Here is a 25,465-nt window from a genome sequence, read left to right as displayed (position 1 = left end):
GGGCTCAGCCGCCCGGCCGCTGGCGGGCGGACCCGGGCACGATCGTCCGCCAGGCCGCTGTCACCAGCTCGGTCGTGCGCCCGGTGCGTGTCGGAGCGGCCACCTGGCGGGAGACTCAGAGCGCGGCGGACAGCCCGGCGATGACATCGGCGGCCGGGCCGGCCGGCGCGTTCCGGTACGCGGTGCCCGCCCAGAGGTGGACCTGGTCCGGCTGGCCGGCCGCGGTCGCCGCGGAGCGCAGGGCCCGGGTCAGGTGATGCACCGCCGGGTAGCCGAGCGGGGCGGTCGCCTCGTGCCGGTCGATGAACGCGTTGCGGAGGCCGCGTGCGGGTCGTCCCGTGAAGGCGCGCGTGATCACCGTCTCGGTCCGGGCCGGGTCGGCCAGCGCGTCCTTGTGCAGCTGATTCGCCCCGCTCTCGTCGGTGCGTAGCAGCAGCGTGCCGACGGCCACGGCGGTCGCGCCGGCGGCGATGAGGCGCCGGACGTGTTCGCCGCCGCCCACGCCGCCGGCGGCGACGACGGGCAGCCGGGTGGCCCGTGCGACCTGTCGGACCAGCGGCTCGGTCGACACCGCCGGCGTGGGCCGCTGCGGGGTGTGCGTGCCGCGGTGGCCGCCGGCCTCGATGCCCTGGGCGACCACGCCGTCGACGCCCAGCTCGGCTGCGGCGCGTGCTTCGTCCACCGTCGTCACCGTGGCCAGCACCCGGGTGCCCGACCGCTGCAGCGCGGCGACCACCGACTTCTCGGGCAGACCGAAGGTGAAGCTGACTGCCGGCACCGGGTTGGTCAGGAGGAGGTCGAGCTTCTCCGGCCAGTGATCGTCGTCGTGGATGAGCGGCGCGGTGCCGAGGTCGAGCCCGTACGGGCGTCCCTCGTCGGCGAGTTCGCGGGCGTACCGGCGGAACTCGGCCTCCCCGATCTCGGGTGGCCCTGGCACGAACAGGTTCACCCCGTAGGGCGTACCGCCGTCGCGGAGCTCCCGCAGCTCCGCGGCGACGGCCTCGACCGGCTGGTAGCCCGCCGCCAGGAATCCGAACCCGCCGGCCCCGGCGACCGCGGACACCAGGTGCGGCGTCGTCGCGCCGCCGGCCATCGGCGCGGCCACGATCGGTGTCGCGCTGCCGAGCAGTTCGGTCCACACTTCGGTCACCCCGCCATCCTGCCCTGCGATGCTGCCTCCGCGCCGGCGCCCCGCACGACGCCCGCCGGGTGGGTCGGGTCCGATCCCCGGCCGCCGTACGCGTCCGGCAAGAGGGGGGCGGCGGCCGGTCCGGCGTCAGGCCGGGACGACGGAGAGCCGAGGCCCGGCGGGCGCCGGCGTGCCGGCCAGGCTCAGCAGGGCGTGCCCGGTGGCGTCGTCGACCACGGCGACCCGCACGGCGTCGGGCTGCGGATCGGCCAGCGGCACGGCGAACACCGCGGTCACCGGGCGGCCCTGGTAGCGCGCGGCCTGCCCGACGAAACGCCAGTCACCGTCGTCCCAGTGTTCCCGCACGTCGGAGCGGAGCAGCGGCGCCACGCGCCGGTAGGCGTCGCTGAGCTGGAGCTGCTGCACGGTGGCCAGCAGCGGCACGCCGGAGCCGCCGCGCAGCGGGTGGGTCAGCCGGGCGCGCAGCCGGCGCAGCGGCAGCAGCCAGCCCTGGTCCAGCTCCGGTGAGAGCGCCACCACTGCCGCCACCTCGGCGAGCAGCACCGCCATGGCGGCCACCGGTCGCCCGGCGAGCGCGGCCGGCCAGCCACCGGTGGCCGACGCGGCCAACCCGCCGGCCATCAGCAGCAGCCCGGCGCGGGCCAGGCTGCGACCGGAGACCGGGGTCGGGCTGGCGCTCAGGCAGCCGCAGGACGACGCCGGAGCGGCCCGTCGGGCGTACGTGAGGTAGGCGAGGAAACCGGCGGCCAGCACGGCCGCCGCGACCGCCTCCAGGCGCAGCACGGGTGGCAGCAGCAGCAGCGCGCCGAGGGTCAGCTCGACACCACCGAGCAGCCGGTACGCCGGCAGCGCCCGGCGCTGCCCGAGTATCGGGACGAGCGCCGACCGGTCGGCCGCGGCGGCGGCGTGCCGACTGAACAGCTTCACACGGGCGGACCAGATCAGCACCGCACCGACCACCAGCGGTTGCAGCGCCGCAATCATCTCGATCATGGGTTCTCCATTGCGTGTCCGGCGGGCGACGCCCGGACGGTTCGCGGCTGCGTACCGCCCGGACCTCGCGCCGCTAGGCGGCGGCGTAGACGGTGGCGATGTCGATCTCGTTTGTGTCCGGATGCCAGGCGCCGAGCACCTGGACGTGCCGGCCGACCCGCAGCAGCGACATGTCGCTGACGGCCGGGGTGCCGTTGTAGACCGCGGCCGAGCGGTCCGGCACCACGTGCGCGACGATCCGGCGGCCCTTGTGATCGAGGTGCAGCACGTTGCGGCCGACCGCGGCGATGTGGGCGTGCAGGTTGACGATGTTGACCCAGACGGCGTCGGCGGCGAGCGTACCGTCGGGCAGGCGGACGCCGCGGGCGTAGAGCCCGTCCCCGACGGCCACCCGGTCGAAGGTGGTCGGGTGCAGCTTCCAGATGCTCGTGCCGTCGGTGATCCGGATCGAGTGCAACACGGTGTCCGAGCCGGTGACGAGCAGCATGTTGCCGGTGATCTTGCCGATCCGGCCCTCGGCGAAGTTCGGGTCCGGCGCGCCGGGCTCGACGGTCGTCGCCTCGGCGGCGAAGGCGGCCTCGGGGGCGAGCGAGCCGAGACCGGTGGCGGTGACCACGCCGCCGAGTGCGGCGGTGGCGAGCAGCCGCCGACGGTCCAGGGTCTGGTCCATGGTGCCCTCCCGTTCAGACGGTGTTGACCGAGCAGGGTCGCAGCCCGGTGGAGAGGCTGGCGATAGCGCTGTACGCCGCGGGCGTCAGGTCGATGATCCGGTTGCTGCCACAGGCCGAGCCGCAGCAGGTGCGCTCGCCGCAGAACAGGTCGGTCTGCGGGCCGCAGTCGGCGATCGCGGTGCCGACCCGCGCGCCGTTGCAGAGGTTGGTGGTGTAGTGCCGGAAGCCGCAGCCGCGGCGGCTCATCCCGGTAATACCGCAGGCGTGCGGCCGGGTGATGGCCAGGCACGCGTCCGAGGTGTTCGGCCAGGCGTGCTGGTAGTTGCCGGACGAACAGGTGCCGCAGGCACCGCCACCGGCGGAGCCGCAGGGACCCCAGGCGCTGCCGCAGCAGAACCAGGAGACCTCGCCTCTCAGGGCTGCCATGGGTACCTCCCTCCAGGGTTGACGATCAACAACGACATGCGTCGATATAGACGACGATTGTTGTGGCATAAACCGTCGAAGTCAACGGATGGATGGAAGGTTTCCTACACGCGCGGCTGCTGGCCCGGTGGAGCGGTCACCTGTCACTGGTGGCGCCCGGAAGCCTCCCAGGCGCCGCCCGAAGGCGGGCAGGCTGTCACGGTCGATGCGGCGGCCGGTGCCGGCGGCTCCACGAATGACCGGTGTCCCGCCGGGTACGCGGGCTGCGGAAGGTCACGGCCGGGTCGCGAACGACCAGGAAGGGGCGGCGTGCGATGAAGGTCCGAAACTCGCTGCGAGGGCTGAAGCGGAAGATGAACTCGATCGTGGTGCGCCGTAGGGGAAGGACCTTCGTGATCAACAAGGCCGACCGGCGGCAGAAGGCCCGGCAGGGCTGAGTAGACCGCGGGCGGCTCGTCCGCGGCGGGCCGTCGAACCTTCCGTAGCCTGAGCACACACGTCGCGAGGGTCGCCACCCGCGCCCGGCGGTGACCCCGTTCTGACCCCCAGGGCGACGCCGCACCCCGCTGATGCGATAGGGAATGGCGGACCAGCGGGTGGGCCGCCTGGACGTGGACGTGGGAGGCGCCGTCGAGCTTGCTGTCGACCGGGACGCCGGAGCGTGCCACCGCATCGGTGACGGCAGCACCGCCCCGGTGCGCGTACCCGGCGCAGACCGCGGCGTGGTCGAGGTGCCGGCGGCGGCGCTGCGGGCACGCGCGCTGCTGACGACCGCCGACTTCCTGAGCATCGGCACCAACGATCTGAGCCAGTACACCTTCGCCGCCGACCGTCAGTGCGGGCAACTGGCCGACCTGCTCGATCCGTGGCAGCCGGCCCTGCTCGATTTGGTCGCGGCCTGCGCGGCCGCCGGCCGGGCCGCCGGCAAGCCGGTCGGTGTGTGCGGCGAGGCGGCGGCCGACCCGAGATTCGCGCTGGTGCTCGCCGGCCTCGGGGTGACCAGCCTGTCCATGGCCCCGCGAGCCGTGCCCGAGGTGCGGGAGGCGCTGGCCGCGCACACCCTCGCCGACTGTCGGCGGCTCGCCGCCGAGGCGCTGGCCGTAGTGGACCCTCCGGCGTCGCCGCTGACCGGCGTCGCCGCCACGTGATCGGTAGGCCGGCAGATCGGCCGTGCAGTCCCCGAAACTTTCGCTTGATCAGTACGAAAGTAAGGCAGGTCGATGTGAATGTATGGACACCAGGAGCAGAAGCCTCCTAATGTGTCCGTCACGACGCGTCGACGCTTCAGCCACGTAACGGAACGGCCGGCCTTTGGATCCGGGTCGGTCGTCCGGCTTCGAGGTGGTCTCGTTGCCCACCGCCGCCACCCGTTCCCACCATTAGGAGGACGAATGGATCCACGGATGTACCGACGACGTCACAGGCGGCTCGCGGGTCTGCTCGTCGCCGCTGTTCTCACCGGCAGCCTCTGGTCGACGCCGGCCGCCGCGCAGCTGTCGGGCCAGGCCGGCAGCCTCACGCTTCCGCCACAGGAGCCCGGCGTCACCCTGCGCGTGTACGACGTGCAGGTCCCACTGACCAGGATCTGCACCCTGAAGCCCGGACAGACGCCCAACGTCGACACGTTGATGCCTACCATCAACTGGTCCTCGACCAGCGACTTCGGCTTAAGCGACAACTTCGTGGCCCACGTGACCGGCAACCTGAACGTCCCGCAGGACGGCGTATACACCTTCCGGCTGACCAGTGACGACGGCTCGCGCCTGCTGATCGACGACCAACTGGTCATCGACCACGACGGCCTGCACGCCGCGGAGCCCAAGGACGGCACGATCACCCTGACGGCGGGCTACCACTCCCTGCGCATCGAACACTTCGAACGCGGCGGCGGCCAGCAGATCACCTTGGCCTGGAAGGCGCCGGGTTCCGCCGACTTCGTCGTCGTGCCGAACTCGGTGCTGAGCACCGACGCCGGCGTCGTGCGGGTCACCGCGCCGGGCCGCAAGGAGTGCGAGGGCGTCACCGACACACCGGGTGACGGCCTGCCCCTGACCGGGGTCCATCCGAACTACACCCTGACCGACCTCCGGCCGAACGGCTTCGAGCCGCAGGTCACCGCGATGGACTGGATGCCGGACGGTCGGCTGGCCGTGACCACCTGGGGCGGCAGTAACACCACCTCGGGCGAGGTCTACCTGCTCGACAACGTCCAGGGCGACACCAGCCCGAACCGGGTGACCGCACAGAAGGTGGCCAGCGGCCTGAAGGAGCCGATGGGCATCAAGGCCGTCGACGGCAAGCTGTACGTCTCCCAGAAGCACGAGCTGACCGAACTCGACGACCACGACGGCGACGGCGTCGTCGACGAGCACCGGACGGTCGCGACGTGGCCCTTCGGCGGCAACTTCCATGAGTTCGCCTTCGGGCTGCTCTACCGGGACGGTTTCTTCTACCTGAACCTGTCGGTCGCGATCAACTACGGTGGCGCGACAACCGACCCGCAACCCGCGCCCAACCGCGGCACCACACTCAAGGTGAACCGGAAGACCGGCAAGATCTCCTACGTCGCCGGCGGCCTGCGGACGCCCAACGGCATCGGATGGGGGCCCAAGGGCGACATCTTCGTGACGGACAACCAGGGCGGCTGGTTGCCGGCCTCGAAGCTGGTGCACATCAAACAGGACCGCTTCTTCAACCACCACATGAACCCCGACGGGCCGTTCGACGCCAATCCGGTGACCCAGCCGGTGCTGTGGTTGCCGCAGAACGAGATCGCCAACTCGCCCAGTACGCCGCTGTATCTCACCGAGGGCCCGTTCGCCGGGCAGATGCTGATCGGAGACGTGACCTACGGCGGCATCCAGCGCGCCTATCTGGAGAAGGTCAAGGGCGCCTACCAGGGGGCGGTCTTCCGGCTCACCCAGGGACTGGAGGCCGGCGTCAACCGGATCAGCCTGGGCCCCGACGGGGCGATCTACGCCGGTGGTCTGGGCGCCGGCGGCAACTGGGGCCAGCCCGGCAAACTTGCCCACGGCCTGCAGAAGCTGACGCCGAACGGCAGGAACACCTTCGACATCCTGGCGATGCGTGCCAGGCCGAACGGATTCGAGCTGGAGTACACCCAGCCGTTGTCGGCGGCGACGGCGGGTGCGTTGGCCACCGGGTACCAGGTCAAGCAGTGGCGCTACGTCCCGACCCCCCGCTACGGCGGGCCGAAGGTCAACGAGGAGACGCTGGCCGTACGGTCGGCCGTGCTGTCGCCCGACGGCAGGAAGGTCAGCCTGGAGATCCCCGGACTGAAGCCGGGCCGGGTCGTGCACATCCGCTCGCCGCGCCCGTTCAGCGCCGTCAACGGCGAGACGCTGTGGAGCACCGAGGCGTGGTACACGCTGAACGCGCTGCCCGGCGAGCAGCCACCGGTCACCACGTACGAGGCGGAGGAGGCGGCCCTCACCGGCGGGGCGGGCATCAACACCGATCACTCGGGCTACTCGGGCACCGGGTTCGTGGACAGGTACGGCACCCTCGGCGCCACCACGACGTTCAGCGTCACCGTCGATTCCGGCGGCACCTACGACGTCGGCCTGCGCTACTCCAACGGACCGCACCCGTTCTCCGGCACCAAGACGGTGAGCGTCCACGTCAACGGCGACAAGATCAAGCAGACGAGCCTGCCCACCACCGGCGACTGGGAGACGTGGGCCACCCAGACCGAAGCGTTGCAACTCCGAGCCGGCGTCAACACCATCGCCTACCGACACGACACCGGCGACACCGGCCACGTCAACCTCGACCTGATCGACGTCAACGTCCAGGGGGAGCGCATCGTCCTGTTCGACGGGTCGAGCCTGTCGAACTGGCAGCACACCGACGGTCGTGACGCGCAGTGGAGGCTGGTCGACGGCGCGGCGGAGGTCTGCTGCGGGGACATCCGCACCAAGCAGGGCTTCGGCGATTTCAAGCTGCACGTCGAGTTCTGGCTGCCGAACCTCCCGCCGGACGTGACGGGCCAGGCCCGCGCCAACAGCGGCGTGTACCTCCAGGAGCGCTACGAGATCCAGGTGCTGGACTCGTACGGGAAGGAGACGGTGGAGAGCAACGACGCGGCCGCGATCTACAACAAGAAGGCCGCGGACAGCAACGCCGCCACCGCCCCGGAAACCTGGCAGACGTACGACATCACCTTCCGCGCGGCCCGATACGACAGCGCCGGCGCCAAGACCGCCGACGCACGCGTCACTGTGGTCTGGAACGGCGCCGTCGTCCACAACGACGTGGCCATCGACGGCCCGACCGGGGGCGGCGGGCCGGAGGGACCGTCGGCCCGGGCCATCCGGCTGCAGGACCACGGGGACAAGGTCCGCTACCGCAACATCTGGATCGAGCCCGTGTAGGGGAGGGGCTTGGTAGCGGGCGCTGCGCCGGTCCTACGGCGGGCGGAAGGGACGCCGACCTGGAGCGGCCGGCGCGGGGCCGAAGTGGGGCTGACCACCGACCTTCGACCCCGCGCCTGCCCGTGGCGTCACCCGTCGGGTTCGGATTCGAGGGCCGCCGCGGGGGTGGCCGGAGCCAGGTGGCGCGTGATCCACAATGGTGACGTGATCGCGTTACCCACCACCACCGCGTGGGCGCCCGCCGCGAACGCCAGGCCGATCTGCTCCGCGTTCCGGTACCGGCCTTCGGCGATGACCGGAACCCGCACCAGCGAGACGAGCCGTGCCACGAGCCCCAGGTCGGGCCCCTGGCCGCACGGGCTCGTCGAGGTGTAGCCGGACAGGGTCGTCGCCACCGCGTCCGCGCCGTCCCGGACGGCGGTCATCCCCTCCTCGGCGGTGGAGACGTCGGCGAGGATCAACGCGTCGCCGTGCGCGCGGACCGCCCGGACCGTGTCGGCGAAGGTCCGCCCGTCCGGGCGGGGACGGTTGGTCGCATCCACGGCGATGACGTGTGCTCCCGCCCGCGCCACCTCGACCGCGTCGGCCGCCGTCGGCGTGATGAAGACCCCCTCCGTGCCGCGCTTGTGCAGCCCGATCACGGGGACGCTGACCGCCGCTCGGATCGCCCCGATGTCGGCCGGTCCGTTCGCCCGTACCGCCACCGCACCGCCCCGCACCACCGCGGCGGCCACCCGGGCCTGCACGTACGGGTCGCGCATCGGGTCCTCCGGTTCGTCGGGCAGCGGCTGGCAGGAGACCACCAGCCCGCCGGCCAGGTCGTCGAGCACACTCACCGGTCTGATCCCTTCCGTCGGTGCCGGCACGGTCCGCACCGTCACTCCGCACTGCTGTCCATGGCCAGTCGCGCCGCCCCCACCACGACGGCGTCCGGACCCAGCGCGGCGGGCAGCAGGGGCACGCCGGCCCAGCCCGCCGGCAACTCGGCCGCATAGGCGGCCGTCGCGGCGGGCAGCAGGGCACCGGCCGCCCCGCCGGCGACCAGCACCGCCTGCGGATCCAGCAGGGCCACCAACCCCGCCAGAGCCGCGCCGAGGGCGCTGCCGGCCCGGCCCAGTACCTGCTGCGCGGTGGGGTCCCCGGCGGCCGCGCGGTCTGCCACCGCCTGCCCGCTGACCCGGACGCCGGTCGCCAGGGTGTACGCGGCGGACAGCCCGCTGCCGGAGGCGATCGCCTCCAGATGCCCGTACCGGCCACACCCGCAGCGCAGCCGTCCGGCGCCCGGTGTCGGCAGGTGAGCGACCTCACCGGCGGTGCCGCGGGCACCCGTCTCGACGCGGCCGTCCCGGATGACGGCGCCGCCCAGGCCGGTCCCGACCGCGACCAGCAGCAGATGCCGCCTGCCCCGTCCCGCGCCGACCCAGCATTCGCCCAGCGCGGCGGCGTCCACGTCGTTGGCGACCCGGACCGGTCGCGCCAGCCGTGCGGTGAGGGCGTCGGCGACCCGAGTGCCGCTCCAGCCCGGCAGGCTGTCGGTGGCGTACCGGATCGTGCCGGTCGCCGGGTCGAGCGTGCCGGCGGTGCCCACCCCGACCGGTCCGGTGCCGGCGGCGTCGAGCAGCTCCGCGGCCAGCAGCGCGGCGGCGTCCAGCACGGCGTCGGGGCCCGACCGGGCGGGGGTGGGCATCCGGCGCCGGGCGAGCACCGCACCGTCCGGGCCGACCAGCCCTGCCACCGTCTTGGTGCCGCCGATGTCGAGGCCGACCCGGGATGCCCTCGTCGTCATCCCTTGAGGCCGGTGTGCGCGAGACCCTCGACGAACTGCTTCTGCGCGATGACGAAGACCACCAGGACCGGCAGCGCGGTCATCGACGCCGCGGCGAGCTGGACGTCCCACATCGGGCCGCCGTAGGCGTCGACGAACTGGGTCAGGGCCTGCGGCAAGGTGAACTTCCCCGGTGAGGACAGGAACACGATCGGCTCCAGGTAGAGGTTCCAGCTGTGCAGGAAGGTGAAGATGGCGACCGCGCCCAGCGCGGGCCGCGACAGCGGCAGGGCGATCTTCCAGAAGGTGGCGAAGCGGCCCAGCCCGTCGACCCGGGCCGCCTCCTCCAACTCCCCGGGAAGGCTGATGAAGAACTGCCGCATGATGAACGTCGCCAGCACGCTGGGCGCGCCGAGGATCGGCACCAGGATCAGCGGCCAGTGGGTGTCGACCAGGCCGAGCGTGAAGAACATCTGGAACAGCGGCACGATGGTCACCTCGCTCGGGATGAGCAGACCCGCGAGGACGACCAGGAACAACAGGTTCTGGCCGCGGAACCGGATCCGCGCGAAGGCGTACCCGGACAGCGCCGACACGGCCAGCGTGCCGGCGGTGACCACCAGCGCGATGTAGAGGCTGTTGAGGTACTGCCGGCCGAACGGCTGCAACTCGAACACCCGCTGGTAGGCGTCCAGCCGCGGGTTGACCGGCAGGAGTTGCGGGGGGAAGGCGAAGATGTCCGCCACCGGCCTCAGCGACGAGGTGATCATCCACCACGTCGGGAAGACGAAGGGAACCGCCAGGACGAGGAGCACCCCGTAGAGCACCAGCCGTGCTCGGCGGGACAGGTCACGACTCATGGAAGACCCACCTCTTGCGCATCTGCCACTGCAGCACGGTGAGGGCGAGCACGATGGCGAACAGCACGATCGACAGCGTGGCCCCGTAGCCGAAGTGGTGGAACTGGAACGCCTGCTGGTAGAGGTAGTAGACGAGCACCGTGGTCGAGGTGCCGGGCCCGCCCTGGGTGAGCACCGCGATCTGCGCGAAGACCTGCAGCGACCCGACCACCGTGATGATCGAGGTGAGCAGGATCGTGGGGCTGATCAGCGGCACCGTGATCCGCCAGAACTGGCGCATCCGGCTCGCTCCGTCCACCTCGGCGGCCTCGTACAACTCGGCCGGAACGCCCTGCAGGGCAGCCAGGAACAGCACCATGTTCAGCCCTACGTTCTTGAACACCTGGACGACGATGACCGAGAGCATCGCGCTGCCCTCGCCGCGCAGCCAGTTCGGCCCGTCCACCCCGACGGTGTCGAGCAGGCCGTTGACGCCGCCGTTGTCCTGCAGCAGGAAGCCCCACACGATGGTCCATGCCACCAGCGAGACCACGACGGGGGAGAAGAACAGGGTGCGGAACACGATCGTGCCGCGCAGCTTCTGGTTCAGCAGGACGGCCAGCAGCAACGCCAGGCCGAGGTTGAACACCACCAGGCCGGCGGAGAACAGTCCGGTGGCCCGCAGCACCGCGCCGAGGTTGGGATCGGCGGCGAGGGCCCGGTAGTTCTCGGCGCCGACGAAGTCGAAGGTGCCGGCGAGCACGTTCCACTCGTGCAGGCTGTACCAGACCACCAGGGCCAGCGGAAGGATCACGAAGGCGGCGCTGCCGAACAGTTGCGGGGCGATGAACAGGTAACCGGTGAGCTGGTCGCGACGGCGGCTGGTCCAGAACGGCCGCGCCCGGTCCAGGGTGGACCGGGCCTCGACCCGGTCCACCCTGGTGTCCGTCTGGGACATGATCCGGCTGCTCCTACTTCGCCAGCAACGGCTGGATCTTGGCGCAGACGCCGTCCAAGACGGTCTTGACGTCCGCGCCCGGCGTCCACAGCGGGTCCAGCCCGGCGCGTACCTGCTGGCTCAGCTCGGCCTGCCCGGCGTGGCTGGGCTTGACCACGCCCTTGGTGATGCCGTCGATGACGACCGCCTGCAACTGCTCCGGCTTGAGCTTCGGGTTCGTCTTCGCGAGGGTCTCCGCGGTCAGCTGGGACTGCCGGGGTGGCGGGAAGAACTGGGCGAGCTTGGCCGAGTTGGTGGGGTTGGTCAGGAAGGCGAGGAAGTCGGCAGCGACGTCGGCGTTCCGGCTCCTCTTCAGCACCCCGACGCCGGCCTGGCCGACCACCGCGTAGTCGCCCTTCGGGCCGGCGGGAAGCGGCACCAGGTCCCAGCCGAAGCTGTCGTCCTTGAGCAGGGAGGCGCGGGAGATCTGGGTGATCGTCATGGCCGCGTCGCCGGCGAAGAAGTCCGCGGTCGTTCCCGGACCGGGCAGCGCCTTCGCGGTGAAGATGGCCCGGTGCAGGGTGGTCATCGCCTCGACCATCTCGGGGCTGGCGAAGCCGCAGGTCTGGCCGTCCTCACTCCACGCCCGGGCGCCCCAACCGGTCCAGAAGGTCGACAGGTTGTCCCAGCCCTTGTAGTCGAAGTCCCGGATCACCAGGCCGGCCTTGCCGGTGGCCGCCCGGGTGGCACCGGCGGCGGCGAGCGCGGTGTCCCAGGTCCACTGTCCCGCGGCGATCAGCTCCGCCGGTGTCTTCTGCCCGGCCTGCCTGAGCAGGTCGGTGTTGACGAACACCCCGAACGGGGAGGTGGAGAACGGGTAGGCGTACAGCTTGCCGTCGTGCTGCCACAGCTTCAGGGTGGCGGGAGAGATGTCGTCGTACTGGTAGCCCTCGGCCTTCTTGAGCGTGTCGTCGAGGGGCAGCAGCGCGCCCGAGGCGACGAAGTCGGGGGCGGAGTTCTCGAACACCCAGGCGAGGTCGGGCGCGTTCCCGCCGGCGATTTGGGTGGTCAGGGTCGTGGTGTAGTTCTCGAACGGCAGCGGGTCGAAGGTGATCGAGGCGACGTCCGAGTGGTTCCGGCGGTACTCGTCGGCGATCTCGTTGAACAGCTTGAGGTGTGCCTCGTTGGCCGACCAGACGGTCATCCGCAGGCTGGCCGGGCCGGTGTCCTCCGCTTCGCCGCCGCCGCAGGCGGACAGGGCGAGGACACCGGCCAGTGCCGCGGCGACGACACGGGGAGCCTTTCCTGGTTTCACAATCTTCTCCTCACCGGGGGTTCAGTAGCCCGCGATCTCGGGCCAGCGCGGTTCCACGCCGGCGGCGGAGATGCGGTCCTGGAAGTCGGCCAGCAGACGGGGGTCGCTGCGGACCGCGCGTGGAGACTCGCCCCGCGCCAGACAGAAGTCGGCGAGCAGGCCGGCGACCTCGCCGACGTTCCACTCGACCGGGTGCAGCCGGTAGCTGCCGTTGGTGATGTGCGTGGTGCCGATGTTCTTGCCGGCCGGCAGCAGGTTCTCCATCCGTTGCGGGATCAGCGCGCCGAGCGGGATCTCGAACGGGCAGGAGCCGACGTCGATGTAGTTGTCGCCGCCGGTCGACGGGTGCAGGTCGATGCGGTACATCCCCACGCCGACGGCGTCCGGGTAGCGCATCGCGCCGTGGCTGCCGCGTACGGCCAGGGACAGGTCCTGCTCCACCACCGTGTACTCGGCCCGGATGCGGCGTGACTCCCGGATGTAGGGCGCCTGCGCCAGGCCGTCGCGGCTGCCGGTCACGTCGCCGCGCAGCCGCAGCCCGGGGAAGCCGGTACCGCCGTCGGGCCGGGGCGCCTCCGTCTGCAACCAGTACAGGACCGAGTAGGACAGCTCGCGGGCCTTGGTCAGGTGCCACGAGGCGTTCGGCACATCGATGACCGGGCCCTCGAAGTAGTCGATCATCGGCCAGTTGACCAGGGTGATGTCGCTGCCGTACGCCCCGTCGGTGAAGTTGCGCCGGGCGGCGATCCGCCGGAACGTCCACAGGTTGCCGTCACCGGGGTTGAGGCGCTGGTCGGCGTGGACGCTCAGCGGGTCGTCGTCGGGGTTGGGGGTGAAGCTGCGCTCGACGATCTCGAGGGTGCGCGGGTGCGGTGACCGCCAGGACAGCAGCCGGTCGCCCCAGAAGTCGGGCTTGTAGTCGCGCCAGAAGTCGTACCCGGCGGGACGGTCGATGGTGTGGTCGCCGCCGACGTGGTCGATGGCGAAGCAGACCGACACGGCCTGCATGTTGAGCGGCTGCGCCTCGGCCGGCGCGCTGGGCTCCCCGGTCTGGGCCTGCCCCTCGAACCCGGTGACGTACTCGGTGCCGGACAGCGGCAGCAACTCACCGGTCTCGGTGGCGTCGAGGACGTACGGCGCGGCGATGTCGATGCGATCGTCCCGGTCGCGGTGGGCCACGGTGACCCCCAGCACCCGGTCACCCTCGGTCGCGGCGGCCACCGGCCGGTACGGCTGGAGCACGGTCAACCGTCCCGCCCCACGGTACGGGGCGAGCATTCCCTCGAGGACGGCGACGGCGACCCGGGGCTCATGGCAGATCCGGCTGACCCAGCCGGCTCCCGGGTTGAGGTCGGCCCAGGCGCGGGACCGCTCGGTGAGCGGGTAGTGCCGGCGGTAGTAGTCGCGGATGCCGTTGCGCAGGGCCCGGTAGCTGGCGGTGGCGCCGAACTGCTCGATCCACGAGTGCTCGTCCGGTGGGACCGCCTGGCTGGTGAGCTGCCCGCCGAGCCAGTCGAACTCCTCGGTCAGGATGACGGACCGGCCCGACCGGGCCGCGGCGAGAGCCGCGGCGACCCCGCCCAGTCCGCCCCCGACGACGAGGACGTCCGCACGCATCTGTACCACGTGTTTCCTTCCAGTTGCGCGGCAACCGCTCAGCGGCGGTCGACCGCGGGACCAGGGGCGCCGAGGGTGTCGCCCTCGACGAGTTCGCAGGAGAGGAGCCGCTGCTGGACGCCGGTGGCGCTGCCGTCGATGACACCGGTCAGCACCTCGACCGCCTGTCGGCCCATCTCCTCGCGCGGGATGTGGAACCCGGTGAACGCGATGTCCGTGGGGACCGGGACGGTCGGGTCACCGAGGGTCAGGATCGACAGGTCACCGGGCACGCCCAGCCCACGCCGGCGGGTGGCCGACTCCAGCGCCACGGCGGTGGCGAAGTCCTCCACGAAGGCGACGGTGGTCCGGTCGGCCAGCAGGCTGTCGAGGATGGCGTCGGCGTCCCGGGCCGCGGCCGGGAGCTGGCGGGCGCCGTCCGCGGCCGCCGCGGCGGCGGCGAACCCGCGCCGGCGGTCCTCGGAGGACTCGGCGGTGGCACCCGTGCTCAGGTAGGCCAGGCGCTGGTGACCGCGGCGCAGCGCCAGCTCGACGAGTTGTCCCACCGCGGTGGCGTAGTCGGCACCGACGTAGGGGACCGGGCCGCCGGCGTCGTCGCGGCGGCCGACGGCGACGTACGGGAAACCGTCGCGGTTGAGCCGGTGCAGCTCCGCGCCGTCGATCTCCCGGCCGAGCAGGATGCACCCGTCGGCCAGGCGTAGCCGGTTGTCCTGGTGGAAGATCCGCCGTCGGCCGTCGACCACCGGCGCGCTGGTGAACAGCAGCAGATCGCAGCCGACCCGCTCGGCGTACTCCTCGATACCCAGCAGGAACGGATGGAAGAAGTCGCGGCTGCCGCTGGGGAAGGCCGGCTCGTAGGTGAAGACGCCGATGATCCGGTTGAACCGTGCGGCCAGCCGGCGCGCGACCGGGTCGGCGGCGTAGCCGGTCTCGGCGATAGCCCGCAACACCCGGTCCCGGGTCTCGGGGGCGATCCGCACGTCGGCGTCGGCGCGGTTGTTGAGCACCAGTGACACGGTCGCCTGGCTGACGCCAGCCAAGCGCGCGATGTCACGTTGAGTGACGCGTCTCGGTGCAGAGGGCACGGCGGGATCCTTCCAGTGCCGCTAATGCGTATTAGCGCTCGGGTTGGAAGGAGCCTGGCGGGCGTACCCCGTCGATGTCAAGAGGGTGACGGTAGATTCCGGCCCGATGAACTCCCTGGACTAATGCGGATTAGCGCCGCCGTGACGGCGGCCGCCGCCGATGTGCCACGTCGTGAGCCGCGACCGGAAGAGGCGCGGTGCGACCTCTTGACAGGGCGCCCCTCACGCGAGCAACATTCGAGAAACATAGCTGGTAATACGTATTAGCACCGTCGCTCCGGGCGGTCCACAGGCGACCGTGGTCCGCGGGTCCATTACCGAGCGTCATGTCGTGCTGGGCGGGCCACGACCAGCACGATGGCCGGCGTCACGGCGGTCGCGGGGCGACGCCCCGCGTCCGCGGTCCTCGCTGACGCCCCACCCACCGGTCGCCGCCGGCATCGCCGAGCACCCGATCCCCGCCACAGAACAGGAAGACGCATGACGAGAGCACCCCTCGCACCGCGCCGCCGCGCCGCCGTCGCTGCGATCGGCGCCGGCCTCCTGGTCACCACCATGACCGGCACCGCATCGGCCGTCGACCAACCGGCCTTCGCCTTCCCGCAGTTCGGCTACGTGGGCACCGCCTTCGACAAGAGCACCCTGGACTACAACCCGACGGACGAGTTCATCTTCCCGAGCGTGATCCGGGCCGCCGACTACTTCCCGAATCCCCTGGGCACGTACTACATGTACTACGCACCCCATGAGCGTCCCGGCGGGATCGCCCTGGCGTACGCCGACTCCATCGACGGCCCCTGGACCGAATACACCGCCAACCCGCTGATCAGCAACACCTGGCTACCGCACTACCCGACGGTCAGCCACGTCTCCTCCCCGCACGCGATCTGGATCGAGGACGAGCGGAAACTCTTCCTCTACTACCACGGCGAGAACTCCATCACCCGGTACGCCACCTCCGACGACGGCATCCACTTCGACTACGGCGGCACCGCGGTCAGCCGGGACGCCACCACCGGTGGCGAGACGTCCTACGCCCGGGTGTTCGAGCAGTCGGTACCCCGGCTGGGCACGCGGTACCTGATGCTGTTCATGGACAACCCCACGGCGGCGCTGCCCGGACCGACCGGGCCCGTGTCCCGCCGGATCCGCTGGGCGGTGTCCCGGGACGCGCGGGCCTGGACGATCCAGCCGGAGCCGATAGTGACGCCCCAGGGCATCGAGGGCCCGAACGCCTCCGGGCCGTTCTTCCTGCACTGGAACGGCCGCAACCTGGTGATCTTTCACGCGGCCGACGGCAACATGCACGCCGTCGACGTCGGCGACGACTTCGACCGGGAGATCCACCTCGGCATGGTGCACGACTCGATGGCCGGTAGGCCCGACCTGGGCCGCTCCGCCGCACCCACCTTCTACGTCGACGGACGCACCATGCACATGTACTACGAGGCGGGCGGCCGGGTCACCGCCACCATCGGCCACGCCGTCGCCACCCTGGCCGAACCAGTGCCCACCCGCCCGCTGGACTGCGCGGTGGACCGGCCCGTGCTGTGGCCACCTAACCACGAGCTGGTCGACGTCAGCGTGACGGCGGACCTGCCCGACGGGGTGCTCGGCCCGAACGCGCTCACCCTGACGGCAGTGACCGGCGGTGACGCCGGGGACGTCGACGGCTTCACCACCGGAACCGCCGACACCAACGGGCGGCTCCGCGCCGAACGCGCCGGCAACGGCGGCGACCGGGTCTACACCCTGACCTACGGCGGTCACGACGAGATCGGCCGCCCGGTCGGCTGCACCGTCACCGTCACCGTCCCCCACGACCGGGGCACCGCCTGACCCCACCGTCGCACAGGCCACGGTCCTGGTCGCCGCGCCGGCGGTGACCAGGGCCGTGGCCCGCCGTCCGGCCGCCGATCGGCGGAATCCGCGGTCGCGAACTCCGGCGCCGCTGTTACGTCTCACCCATGATCACCGATCCATAGATGAAGCGCTGTCACATCTGAGGAGAGGTCTCATGCCGATCGCCCGGTTACTCGCCGGCACCGCGCTGGCCACCGCGCTCGTGGCCGTAGCCGCCCCACCCGCCAGGGCGGCTGTCAACGATCCCTTGTACGACAAGCAGTGGGGCCTGCGGCAGATCAACGCCGAACCGGCCTGGCGGACCAGCACCGGAGCGGGTGTGGTGATCGCGATCGTCGACACCGGCGTCGACCTCGGCCACCCGGACCTGAAGTCCAAGCTCGTGCGGGGCGCGACCTTCGTCGACTGCGGCCCGACGTCCTGCGGCAACGGCGACTGGCGCGGCCCCAACGGCAAGCCCGACGCCTCGGACGAGCACGGCACGCACGTGGCGGGCATCGCCGCCGCGGCGACCGGCAACGGCGCCGGTGTCGCGGGAGCCGCACCCGATGCGAAGATCATGCCGATCAAGGTGCTGGAGGCGGGCAGTGGCAGCTTCGCCGACATCGCCCACGGCATCCGCTACGCCACCGACCACGGCGCCAAGGTGATCAACCTCAGTCTCGGCGCGCTGCCGGGCGCCCAGGCGCTCACCCTGACCGGGCTCGAATCCGCCGCGACCGAGGCGATCGCGTACGCGGAGGCGAAGGGCGTCGCCGTCATCGCCGCCGCCGGCAACGAGACCGCACCGCTGTGCGGCACCCCGGCCTGGGAACCCGGTGCCCTCTGCGTCACCGCCACCGACCGGAACGAGGTGAAGGCGTGGTACTCCAACCTGGGCGTGAAGACTGACCTGAAGGCGGTGGCCGCCCCCGGCGGCGCCGGCCTGGTGTCCTGCGACGACGACGTGTGGTCCAGCGTCCCGAGGGGCACCGGCTCGGCCTCCTGCGGGCACGGCGACTACGACGCCTACGCGGGCACGTCGATGGCGACGCCCTACGTGGCAGGAGTCGCCGCGCTGCTCTTCGCCCAGAAGCGCAGCCTGGACAACGTGTACTCGGTGCTGATGTCGACCGCCCGCACCCCGATCGTCGGCCTGCGCGGCGTCTACACGCCGACGTACGGCTGGGGCATCGTCGACGCCCAGGCCGCCGTGGCCGCGCCCCGTACCTGACACCGACCGGGCGTTCCGGGCCGTGCCCACCGCGAAGCCCCGGCTCAGGCAGCCAGCCCTGAGCCGGGGCTTCTGGTGGTGGGCACGCCGTCCGGGACGGTGCGCGACGGCCGCACGCTGCGGGGCGTACGCCGGGCACCCGGGCCGCCCGCAGCCGGCTCCGCCGTCCCGTCAGGCGAGCACCGTGAGCCTTGCCGACCTGGTCGTCTCCTCGGGTGCACCGCGTCGCCCATCGGGGGAACGGCGACGGTACGGGCGGCGCGGCATCCGGCGATGGCATTCACTTCGGGTCATGAGCATCCGTGCCGCCCGTCGCCGAGAGCGGGCCGGTCGCGGTGAGCTGCGGGAGACAACAGCCACGGCGACCGGCGGCCCGGCACGAGGAGGTGGCCGGTCACGGCCGCCGTCCGGCCGGTGGTCTCGGCGCCTCCCGCGGAGAGGCCGATGATCCAGGACCTGGTCGTCCTCGGCGCGTCCGGCGACCTGACCGGTAGGTACCTGCTCCCCGCGCTCGCCCGGCTGGACGCCGCCGGGCTGCTCGACGACCGGCAACGCCTCCTCGGCGTCGACCGCGACGACCGTGACGACGACGAGTTCCGCGCCGCGGCCCGCGCCCGCCTCGCCCGGCGGGCACCCGACCTGGGCGAGGAGACCGTCCGGAGCGTCACCGATCGGCTGCGGTACCGCCGCGCGGACGTCACGGACGCCGGGCAGTTGTCCGCCGCACTGGCTGACCTGTCCGGACCGGCCGCGGTCTACCTCGCCCTGCCGAACACCATCTTCCAGGCCGCGGTGCGAGCCCTCACGGCCAGCGCGTTACCCGCCGGCAGCCGTCTGGTGGTGGAGAAGCCGTTCGGGGCCGGCCTCGCCGACGCCCGGCAGCTCAACGAGGCCATCCACGGCTGCTTCGCCGAGGACGACGTGTTCCGGGTCGATCACTTCCTGGCCAAGCAGACCGTGCTGAACGTCCTCGGCCTGCGGTTCGCCAACCGCGTGTTCGAACCGGTGTGGAACGCGCTGCACGTCGCCGCCGTGGACATCGTCTGGGACGAATCGGTAGCGTTGGAAGGCCGGGCCGGCTACTACGACGGCGCCGGCGCCCTCAAGGACATGACCCAGAACCACCTGCTGCAACTCCTCGCCCTGATCGCGATGGAGCCGCCGACCAGCCTGAGTCACCGGGACCTGCGAGATCGCAAGATGGACGCCCTGCGGGCCATCCGTCCGCCACCGGTGGACAGGATGGCCGCGCTGACCAGCCGGGCCCGCTACACCGCCGGCAGCGTCGGCGGCCAGCCGGTGCCCGCGTACGTGGCGGAGTCCGGTGTCGACGCGGCCCGCAACACCGAGACCTTCGCCGAGGTCACGGTCAGCGTCGACAACTGGCGCTGGGCCGGTGTGCCGTTCCGGCTGCGGACCGGCAAGGCGCTGGGGCGGCCCCGCCGGGAGATCGTGGTGCGCTTCCGGCCCACCCCGCACCAGCCCTTTCCGGACGCCGCTCCGGCGAACCAGCTGCGCCTGCGGCTGGACCCGGATGCCATCAGCCTCGATGTGAACCTCAACGGCGCCGGCGACCCGTTCTGCCTGGAGCGCGTCCAGCTCGACGCGCGCTTCCCGGCCCAGCAGTTGCCGCCCTACGCCCACGTCGTGCTGGCTGTGCTGCACGGCGATCCCACTCTGTCCATCCGCGGTGACGAGGCGGAGGAGGGTTGGCGCGTCGTCGAGCCCATCCTCGCGGCGTGGGCGGATGGCGCTGTGCCGATGCAGAGCTATCCCGCCGGCTCCGCCGGCCCCTGACCCGGCTGGTCCCGGTGTAGCCCCCGGGCCCTGCGAGACCTGGCCACGCCACCCCGTGGGCGGCCGGCCGCCGCCCAACGGGGCCCGGTCAGCGGCGGTCGCGCTGGCGGCGGTAGCGCCGGATCAGGGCGGCGGTGGAGGAGTCCAGCCCATCGAGGTCGGGGCCCTCGCCGGTGAGCAGCGGGGCGAGTTGGTTGGCCATCACCTTGCCCAGCTCCACACCCCACTGGTCGAACGGGTTGATCTCCCAGATCGCGCCCTCGGTGAGCACGACGTGCTCGTAGAGAGCCACCAGCTGCCCGAGGCTGGCCGGGGTGAGCTTCGCCGCGATGATCGACGTGGTGGGATGGTTGCCCGGCATGACCTTGTGCGGTACGAGTTCCGCCGGGGTGCCCTCCGCCTCGACCTGTTCGGCGGTGCGGCCGAAGGCCAGTGCGGCGGTCTGGGCGAAGAAGTTCGACATGAACAGGTCGTGCATGTCGGCGATGTCGTGGTTGGGCTCGCCGAACCCGATGAAGTCGGCCGGCACCAGCCGGCTGCCCTGATGGAGCAGCTGGTAGAAGGCGTGCTGGCCGTTGGTGCCGGGCTCGCCCCAGAAGATCTCCCCGGTGTCGTACGACACGGGCGACCCGTCCATTGTCACCGACTTGCCGTTGCTCTCCATCGTCAGCTGCTGCAGGTACGCCGGGAACCGGTGCAGGTACTGCGAGTACGGCAGCACCGCGTGGGTCTGCGCACCGAGGAAGTTGGTGTACCAGACGTTGAGCAGCCCCAGCAGCACCGGCGCGTTGCGCTCCAGCGGGGCGGTGCGGAAGTGCTCGTCCACGGCGTGGTAGCCGGCGAGCATGTCGGCGAACCGCTGCGGGCCGATGGCCAGCATCACCGACAGGCCCACCGCCGAGGGCAGTGAGTACCGCCCGCCCACCCAGTCCCAGAACCCGAACATGTTCTCCGGGTCGATGCCGAAGTTGCGTACCCGCTGCTGGTTGGTGCTGACCGCGACGAAGTGCCGGGCGACGGCAGCCTCATCGCCGCCGAGGCCGTCCAGTAGCCACCGGCGGGCCGCCCGGGCGTTGGCCAGCGTCTCCTGGGTGGAGAACGTCTTCGACACGACCACGAACAGGGTGCTGGCCGGGTCCAGGTCGCGGGTGGTGTCGTGGATGTCGGTCGGGTCGATGTTCGACACGAAGCGGCAGCGGATCCCGCTGTCCCGGTATGCCTTCAGCGCCTCGTACGCCATCACCGGCCCGAGGTCCGAGCCGCCGATGCCGATGTTGACCACGGTCTGGATCCGCTCGCCGGTGTGCCCGCGCCACTGCCCGGAGCGGACCGTCTCGGCGAACGCGGCCATCCGATCCAGCACACCGTGCACGTCGGCGACCACGTCCTGCCCGTCGACCGTGAGCGACGCCGCCCGGGGCAGCCGCAGCGCGGTGTGCAGCACCGCCCGGTCCTCGGTGGCGTTCAGGTGTGCGCCGGAGAACATCGCCGCGATCCGGTCGCCCAGGCCGATCCGCTCGGCGAGCGCGGTGAGCAGCCGCACCGTCTCACCGGTGATGAGGTTCTTGCTGTAGTCGACGTAGAGATCGGCCACCTCGACGGCGAACCGTTCGCCCCGGCCCGGGTCGGCGGCGAACAGGTCCCGTAGATGGACCTGCCGTATCTCCGCGGCGTGCTTGCACAGGGCCAGCCACTCGGCGGTGGTGGTGACATCCGCGGCCAACGTCGCCCTCCCGATCCTGATGGCGGCCGCTTGCGGTGCCAGGGGTGGGGACGTCTCGGACGCCCACCATGCCGGTGTGGACCGACCCCGGTCGCCGGCGACCGTTCGCAGCAGCCTCGTGATCGTATCGCCGACGGCAGGGGAGCGTGGCAACGGCTGGCGTAGCGGCGGGACCACGTGCGGCCGCAACGTGGTGAGACGCCGACTTGGCCGCCCGGGTGCTCGCCGCGGGGGTACGCCCAGGTGCCCGGTCCCAGTCGGTACGGCCGGGGTCGAGACCGTAGAGTCTCGCCGTGATCGAGATCGACGCGCAGGTCGACGTGTCCCACCCCGCTGACCGGGTCTGGCGCGCACTGACCGATCCAGGTCTGCTCGCCCGATGGTTCGCCGAGGTCGTGGCGGGGGAGCCGGGATGGTTGCTGCTGCACACGGCCCAGCTGCCGGGCTTCGACGCCACGGTCGAGCTGGAGGTGATCGACTACCGGGCGCCGGAGCTGCTCGTGGTGCGCTGCCAGGAGAGCGGTCGGCGTTCCCGGCTGACCTGTGCCGTCACACCCACCGCCGAGGGTTCCCGGGTGGCGGTCCGCGAGGAGTTGGAGCACGGCAGCTGGCCTCCGGATCAGGGCGCCAGCCGGGAGAAGTGCTACCAGCAGGCACTGTCGGGTCGGTTGCAGGCCATCCTCGACTGGCTGGCCTTTCAGCAGGTCGATCTGCGACGCGGCGGGTTCGGGATGACGGCCGAGTTGCCGGTGGTCGAGCCGGTTGCCCCGGCATCGGCGGGGCGCCGCCGAGGGGTGCTGATCGGGGCGCTGGTCGCCGCCGTGCTGGCGACCGGCGCCGCGGTCTGGGCCGTGGCGCCGGGCGAACCGGAACGCGCCGCCGCGCCGGACCCGACTCTCCTGCCGACCGCCACGGCCGACGAGGCCGGCTCGTCCCGGGCGACGGCCTCCTCCCGCCCGAGCCGGAGCGCCACCACGACCAGCGCCCGCCCGAGCGCGACCCCCACCGCGAAGCCGTCGCCCACACCGACGTCCGTCGCCCCACCCGTCGCCGTTTTGGCGGCCCGCTACAAGACCGTGTCGACCCGGTTGCTCGGCTACACCGGCGAGGTGGTGCTCGACAACCGGGGCAGCGCGCTCGTGAAGGACTGGCGAGTGGTCGTCACGCTGGCCCAGGGCGGCCTGGTCGTCGACGCCCACGGCGCCGACTGGCGGCAGGACGGACAGGCTGTCACCTTCACCGGTCGATCCGTACCGGCGGGGCAGTCGCGGACGTTCACGTTCGACGTCCGCGACGCCTCGCCGACGAAGGAGCCCGAGAGCTGTGCGGTGGGGGGCAGTCCCTGCGCCGGACTGTGACGTCGCCCGGGGGTCGCGGTCGCCGCTGACCGGCCACGCCGGCCCGGGACAGCCGCCAGCGCGGCGCGGGCGGCGTGACACGTGCGGGGTACGGCCGAGGCCGGGTCCACCCGCCATCCGCCGACGTCGGACTGGCGGAGGGCCGGTGAGAGCCAGCGGCAAGAAGGCGGGCGAGCGGGGTAAGCAGACCTGTGTCCGCAAGCGGTTGGAGGGGGCGGTTGACGTGCGACATCACGAGTTCGTGGGCCAGGTGCAGGCGAGGGCGCGGTTGAGCGACATCGGCGAGGCGACGTCCGCCATCCGGGGGACTTTGCAGACGCTGGCCGAGCGTGTTCCGGAGGGGCTGGCCGAGAACCTCGCCGCCGAGCTTCCCCAGGAGATCGGTGAGTATCTGCGGCAGAACGCCCAGTCATCCGGCGACGGCGTCCGGTTCGGCCGGGACGAGTTCGTGGCCCGCATGGCCGACCGGGCTGGCATGGACCGGCCGCAGGCGGCCTACGCGGCCCGGGTCGTCTTCGAGGTCATGGGTGAGGCAACGCAGGGACGGATCATGGACCGTCTCCAGGCGGCCCTTCCCGCTGAACTCGATGTCCTGGTTCGGGCCGGCAGCAGGGGCGAACTGCCCGACTGAGCGCACCGTTCCCCGGGGCGGCGAATCAGGCCCGTATCCGTCCGAGCGCCGTCACGACCCGTTGTGCCGGGGTGCGACCGGACGGACCTCGACCGGGTTGCCGGGCCCGCCGCCGGCCCGCGACGGATACTTCGGCACGCCCACGCAGGTGAAGAGCAGGGCGGCGAGGTCTTCCGGCTCGCCCAGCAGGCCCGGGACCTCCGAGTCGAGGAAGGTCATCCCGGAGGCGCTCGCGCCGAGGGCGTATGCCGCCAGGTGCAGCCGACCCTCGACCAGCCCGGCGGCGAGTTGCGCTTCGCGGTAGCTGCGGTCGTCGAGCGCCGACAGCCGGGCGGCGGCGATGACGACGTACGCCGCGTCCGCGGCGAGCGACTGGTCGAGGCAGATCCGCAGCAGTTCGTCGCGCAGGTTCCCGGCCCGCAGCGGGGTGGACAGGTCGGGCCACCGGTACAGGCCCGGTGCCGTGTCGTCGACGCCGTGGACGGCCACCCAGTGCGGCACGTCCACGCCGCGCAGGGCCGCGGCCACGGGCCATTCCAGCAGGGGACGTGGCAGCGTCCGGGACCGGTTCATGCGCCGCTGTGAACCGCGCCGGCGCACCACCTCGTCGAGCGGGTCCGACGGTGGGACGTCCGCGAGGGCGGCCGCGTCGGGCCAGGGCGTCGCGCTGGCATCCCGTTCGCCGGCGCGCTGGGCCGCCGTGCACAGCGGCAGTTCGACAGGCGGCAGCTCACCGGGGGCCGCCGGCCCGGTGGGTCGGATCGCCGGTTCGCCGTCGCCGAGGGAGAGCAGGGCCAGGGGGTACTCGTGCACACCGTCCGCGCCGACGAGCTGCCTCACCGTGGCGTCCGGGAAGAGCGTGCGTAACCGCGGTGGGACGCCCGCGCTCGCGGTCGCCGCCGACAGCTGGGACAGCAGCGTGCCGGCGTCCCAGTAGAGGTGCCGCCACCCCCGCTCGGCGTAGCGCCACCCCGTCCGCCAGGGCACGCCCGTCACCACCAGCGTCGTGGCCGCCCCCAGGGCAGCGGGCGCGACCTGGACCAGCGCGTGATGTCTCGGGTCGTACCAGTGCACGCCGTCGGGAATCCCGGCGACGCCGCGGGTGCTCGCGTAGACCTCCAGGGGGAAGCGGGCCCCCGCCGAGCCGGAGGCGCGGTAGAGGACCCGGTGGCCGTTGCGCTCGGCGGTGCGGACGACGCCGGCGCCGAGGAAGAGCACGCGGCCGAGCTGCGCCGCGTCGAGGGGCCGCGCCGGGCAGGCGACGCCGGCGAGGGCGGCCGTCGCGGGCACGCCAGGGTCGGGCAGGTCGCGCGGCAGGGCGACGACCGGCAGACCTTCCGGGTAGCCCTTCGTCGGCGGCGGCAGGGTCTGCGGGTCGTTCGGGACGAGGTCGCGACGCACCCGCGGGTCGTCGAGGGGGACGTCCCACTCGCGGCTCGGCACGTACGACGTCAGTCGGTGCAGCAGCCCGGCACCGGAATCGAGGTCCACGCCGCCATCCTGCCAGTGTGGGGCGGTCGGTCGGCGGGCGATCGGCCACCGGCACAGGCCCCGACGAGTCACCGCCGGACCTGGCGTGGAGAGCCGGTCGCCGGCGGCCACCGTCCACACGGCACATCAGACCCCGACGCGGACAGTGTTCCCTCGTGCTGCCTCAGCGCGGTAGCCTGCTGCGGTCCTCTTGATCA

At 72.1% G+C, this 25,465-nt stretch carries 20 protein-coding genes and 1 pseudogene; 8 read left to right on the top strand and 13 right to left on the bottom strand.

Annotated features, from left to right (window positions below):
* Positions 1–115: 115 nt before the first annotated feature.
* The 4 genes from C1I99_RS02480 to C1I99_RS02465 form a co-directional block, all read right to left on the bottom strand.
* Positions 116–1,150: an NAD(P)H-dependent flavin oxidoreductase gene (locus tag C1I99_RS02480; protein ID WP_199561902.1), complete on the bottom strand. Its 1,035-nt coding sequence runs from the start codon at positions 1,148–1,150 to the stop codon at positions 116–118.
* Between the two features lie 126 nt (positions 1,151–1,276).
* Positions 1,277–2,143 carry a MauE/DoxX family redox-associated membrane protein gene (locus C1I99_RS02475; RefSeq protein ID WP_199561901.1) on the bottom strand — a complete coding sequence of 289 codons (867 nt, stop codon included), beginning with the start codon at positions 2,141–2,143 and terminating at the stop codon, positions 1,277–1,279.
* 73 nt (positions 2,144–2,216) lie between these two features.
* Complete coding sequence (locus C1I99_RS02470; protein ID WP_111132523.1) at positions 2,217–2,813, bottom strand: cell wall protein; 597 nt, start codon at positions 2,811–2,813, stop codon at positions 2,217–2,219.
* Positions 2,814–2,826: 13 nt separating this feature from the next.
* Positions 2,827–3,240: an RlpA-like double-psi beta-barrel domain-containing protein gene (locus C1I99_RS02465; protein ID WP_111132522.1), complete on the bottom strand. Its 414-nt coding sequence runs from the start codon at positions 3,238–3,240 to the stop codon at positions 2,827–2,829.
* A 314-nt stretch (positions 3,241–3,554) separates the two neighbouring features.
* On the opposite strand from C1I99_RS02465, the gene C1I99_RS02460 reads away from it, so the two are divergent.
* From C1I99_RS02460 to C1I99_RS02450, 3 genes and pseudogenes are all read left to right on the top strand, one after another.
* Positions 3,555–3,677: a ribosomal protein bL36 gene (locus C1I99_RS02460; protein WP_111132521.1), complete on the top strand. Its 123-nt coding sequence runs from the start codon at positions 3,555–3,557 to the stop codon at positions 3,675–3,677.
* A 285-nt stretch (positions 3,678–3,962) separates the two neighbouring features.
* Positions 3,963–4,388: pseudogene (locus tag C1I99_RS02455) on the top strand (putative PEP-binding protein); the annotation flags it as partial.
* A 255-nt stretch (positions 4,389–4,643) separates the two neighbouring features.
* Positions 4,644–7,634, top strand: a complete 2,991-nt coding sequence (locus C1I99_RS02450; protein WP_199561900.1) for a 3-keto-alpha-glucoside-1,2-lyase-like domain-containing protein — start codon at positions 4,644–4,646, stop codon at positions 7,632–7,634.
* Positions 7,635–7,762: 128 nt separating this feature from the next.
* Here the strand turns inward: C1I99_RS02450 and C1I99_RS02445 are convergent, their stop codons facing one another.
* The 7 genes from C1I99_RS02445 to C1I99_RS02415 are packed head-to-tail and all read right to left on the bottom strand — an operon-like array spanning position 7,763 to position 15,192.
* Positions 7,763–8,470: an N-acetylmannosamine-6-phosphate 2-epimerase gene (locus tag C1I99_RS02445; protein WP_111132519.1), complete on the bottom strand. Its 708-nt coding sequence runs from the start codon at positions 8,468–8,470 to the stop codon at positions 7,763–7,765.
* Between the two features lie 41 nt (positions 8,471–8,511).
* The gene (locus C1I99_RS02440; protein ID WP_111132518.1) at positions 8,512–9,420 is read right to left on the bottom strand and encodes an ROK family protein; all 909 of its coding nucleotides are present in this window, start codon (positions 9,418–9,420) and stop codon (positions 8,512–8,514) included.
* Positions 9,417–10,259, bottom strand: a complete 843-nt coding sequence (locus C1I99_RS02435; RefSeq protein ID WP_111132517.1) for a carbohydrate ABC transporter permease — start codon at positions 10,257–10,259, stop codon at positions 9,417–9,419. The genes C1I99_RS02440 and C1I99_RS02435 overlap by 4 nt, the downstream gene beginning before the upstream one ends.
* Positions 10,249–11,196 (bottom strand): carbohydrate ABC transporter permease, encoded by a 948-nt coding sequence (locus C1I99_RS02430; protein WP_111132516.1) that lies wholly within the window; start codon positions 11,194–11,196, stop codon positions 10,249–10,251. Before C1I99_RS02430 ends, C1I99_RS02435 begins: the two co-directional genes overlap by 11 nt.
* 13 nt (positions 11,197–11,209) lie before the next feature.
* The gene (locus tag C1I99_RS02425; RefSeq protein ID WP_111132515.1) at positions 11,210–12,490 is read right to left on the bottom strand and encodes an ABC transporter substrate-binding protein; all 1,281 of its coding nucleotides are present in this window, start codon (positions 12,488–12,490) and stop codon (positions 11,210–11,212) included.
* A gap of 21 nt (positions 12,491–12,511) precedes the next feature.
* On the bottom strand, positions 12,512–14,107 hold the full coding sequence (locus C1I99_RS02420) for an FAD-dependent oxidoreductase (RefSeq protein WP_111132514.1): 1,596 nt from the start codon (positions 14,105–14,107) through the stop codon (positions 12,512–12,514).
* 38 nt (positions 14,108–14,145) lie between these two features.
* On the bottom strand, positions 14,146–15,192 hold the full coding sequence (locus tag C1I99_RS02415) for a LacI family DNA-binding transcriptional regulator (RefSeq protein WP_111132513.1): 1,047 nt from the start codon (positions 15,190–15,192) through the stop codon (positions 14,146–14,148).
* Between the two features lie 480 nt (positions 15,193–15,672).
* On the opposite strand from C1I99_RS02415, the gene C1I99_RS02410 reads away from it, so the two are divergent.
* The 3 genes from C1I99_RS02410 (at position 15,673) to C1I99_RS02400 (ending at position 20,065) form a co-directional block, all read left to right on the top strand.
* Positions 15,673–17,031: a glycoside hydrolase family protein gene (locus C1I99_RS02410; protein ID WP_111132512.1), complete on the top strand. Its 1,359-nt coding sequence runs from the start codon at positions 15,673–15,675 to the stop codon at positions 17,029–17,031.
* 178 nt (positions 17,032–17,209) lie between these two features.
* Positions 17,210–18,268, top strand: coding sequence for a S8 family serine peptidase (locus C1I99_RS02405; protein ID WP_111132511.1), 1,059 nt, complete (start codon positions 17,210–17,212; stop codon positions 18,266–18,268).
* Between the two features lie 444 nt (positions 18,269–18,712).
* Complete coding sequence (locus C1I99_RS02400; RefSeq protein ID WP_111132510.1) at positions 18,713–20,065, top strand: glucose-6-phosphate dehydrogenase; 1,353 nt, start codon at positions 18,713–18,715, stop codon at positions 20,063–20,065.
* Between the two features lie 88 nt (positions 20,066–20,153).
* On the opposite strand, the gene pgi is transcribed toward C1I99_RS02400, so the two are convergent.
* Positions 20,154–21,788 carry a glucose-6-phosphate isomerase gene (gene pgi / locus C1I99_RS02395; RefSeq protein WP_111132509.1) on the bottom strand — a complete coding sequence of 545 codons (1,635 nt, stop codon included), beginning with the start codon at positions 21,786–21,788 and terminating at the stop codon, positions 20,154–20,156.
* Between the two features lie 293 nt (positions 21,789–22,081).
* On the opposite strand from pgi, the gene C1I99_RS02390 reads away from it, so the two are divergent.
* A complete protein-coding gene (locus tag C1I99_RS02390; RefSeq protein ID WP_111132508.1) occupies positions 22,082–23,146 on the top strand; it encodes an SRPBCC family protein in 1,065 nt (354 codons plus the stop codon).
* Between the two features lie 145 nt (positions 23,147–23,291).
* Positions 23,292–23,777, top strand: coding sequence for a DUF2267 domain-containing protein (locus C1I99_RS02385; RefSeq protein ID WP_199561899.1), 486 nt, complete (start codon positions 23,292–23,294; stop codon positions 23,775–23,777).
* Positions 23,778–23,828: 51 nt separating this feature from the next.
* On the opposite strand, the gene C1I99_RS02380 is transcribed toward C1I99_RS02385, so the two are convergent.
* Complete coding sequence (locus C1I99_RS02380; protein ID WP_233512273.1) at positions 23,829–25,268, bottom strand: nitroreductase family protein; 1,440 nt, start codon at positions 25,266–25,268, stop codon at positions 23,829–23,831.
* Between the last annotated feature and the right edge of the window lie 197 nt (positions 25,269–25,465).

It is taken from the genome of Micromonospora deserti (assembly GCF_003236335.1).
In the GTDB taxonomy this organism is placed as follows: Bacteria; Actinomycetota; Actinomycetes; order Mycobacteriales; family Micromonosporaceae; genus Micromonospora; species Micromonospora deserti.
Note: the sequence above shows the minus strand (reverse complement) of the source record. Positions and strands in the feature narration are given on the sequence as shown.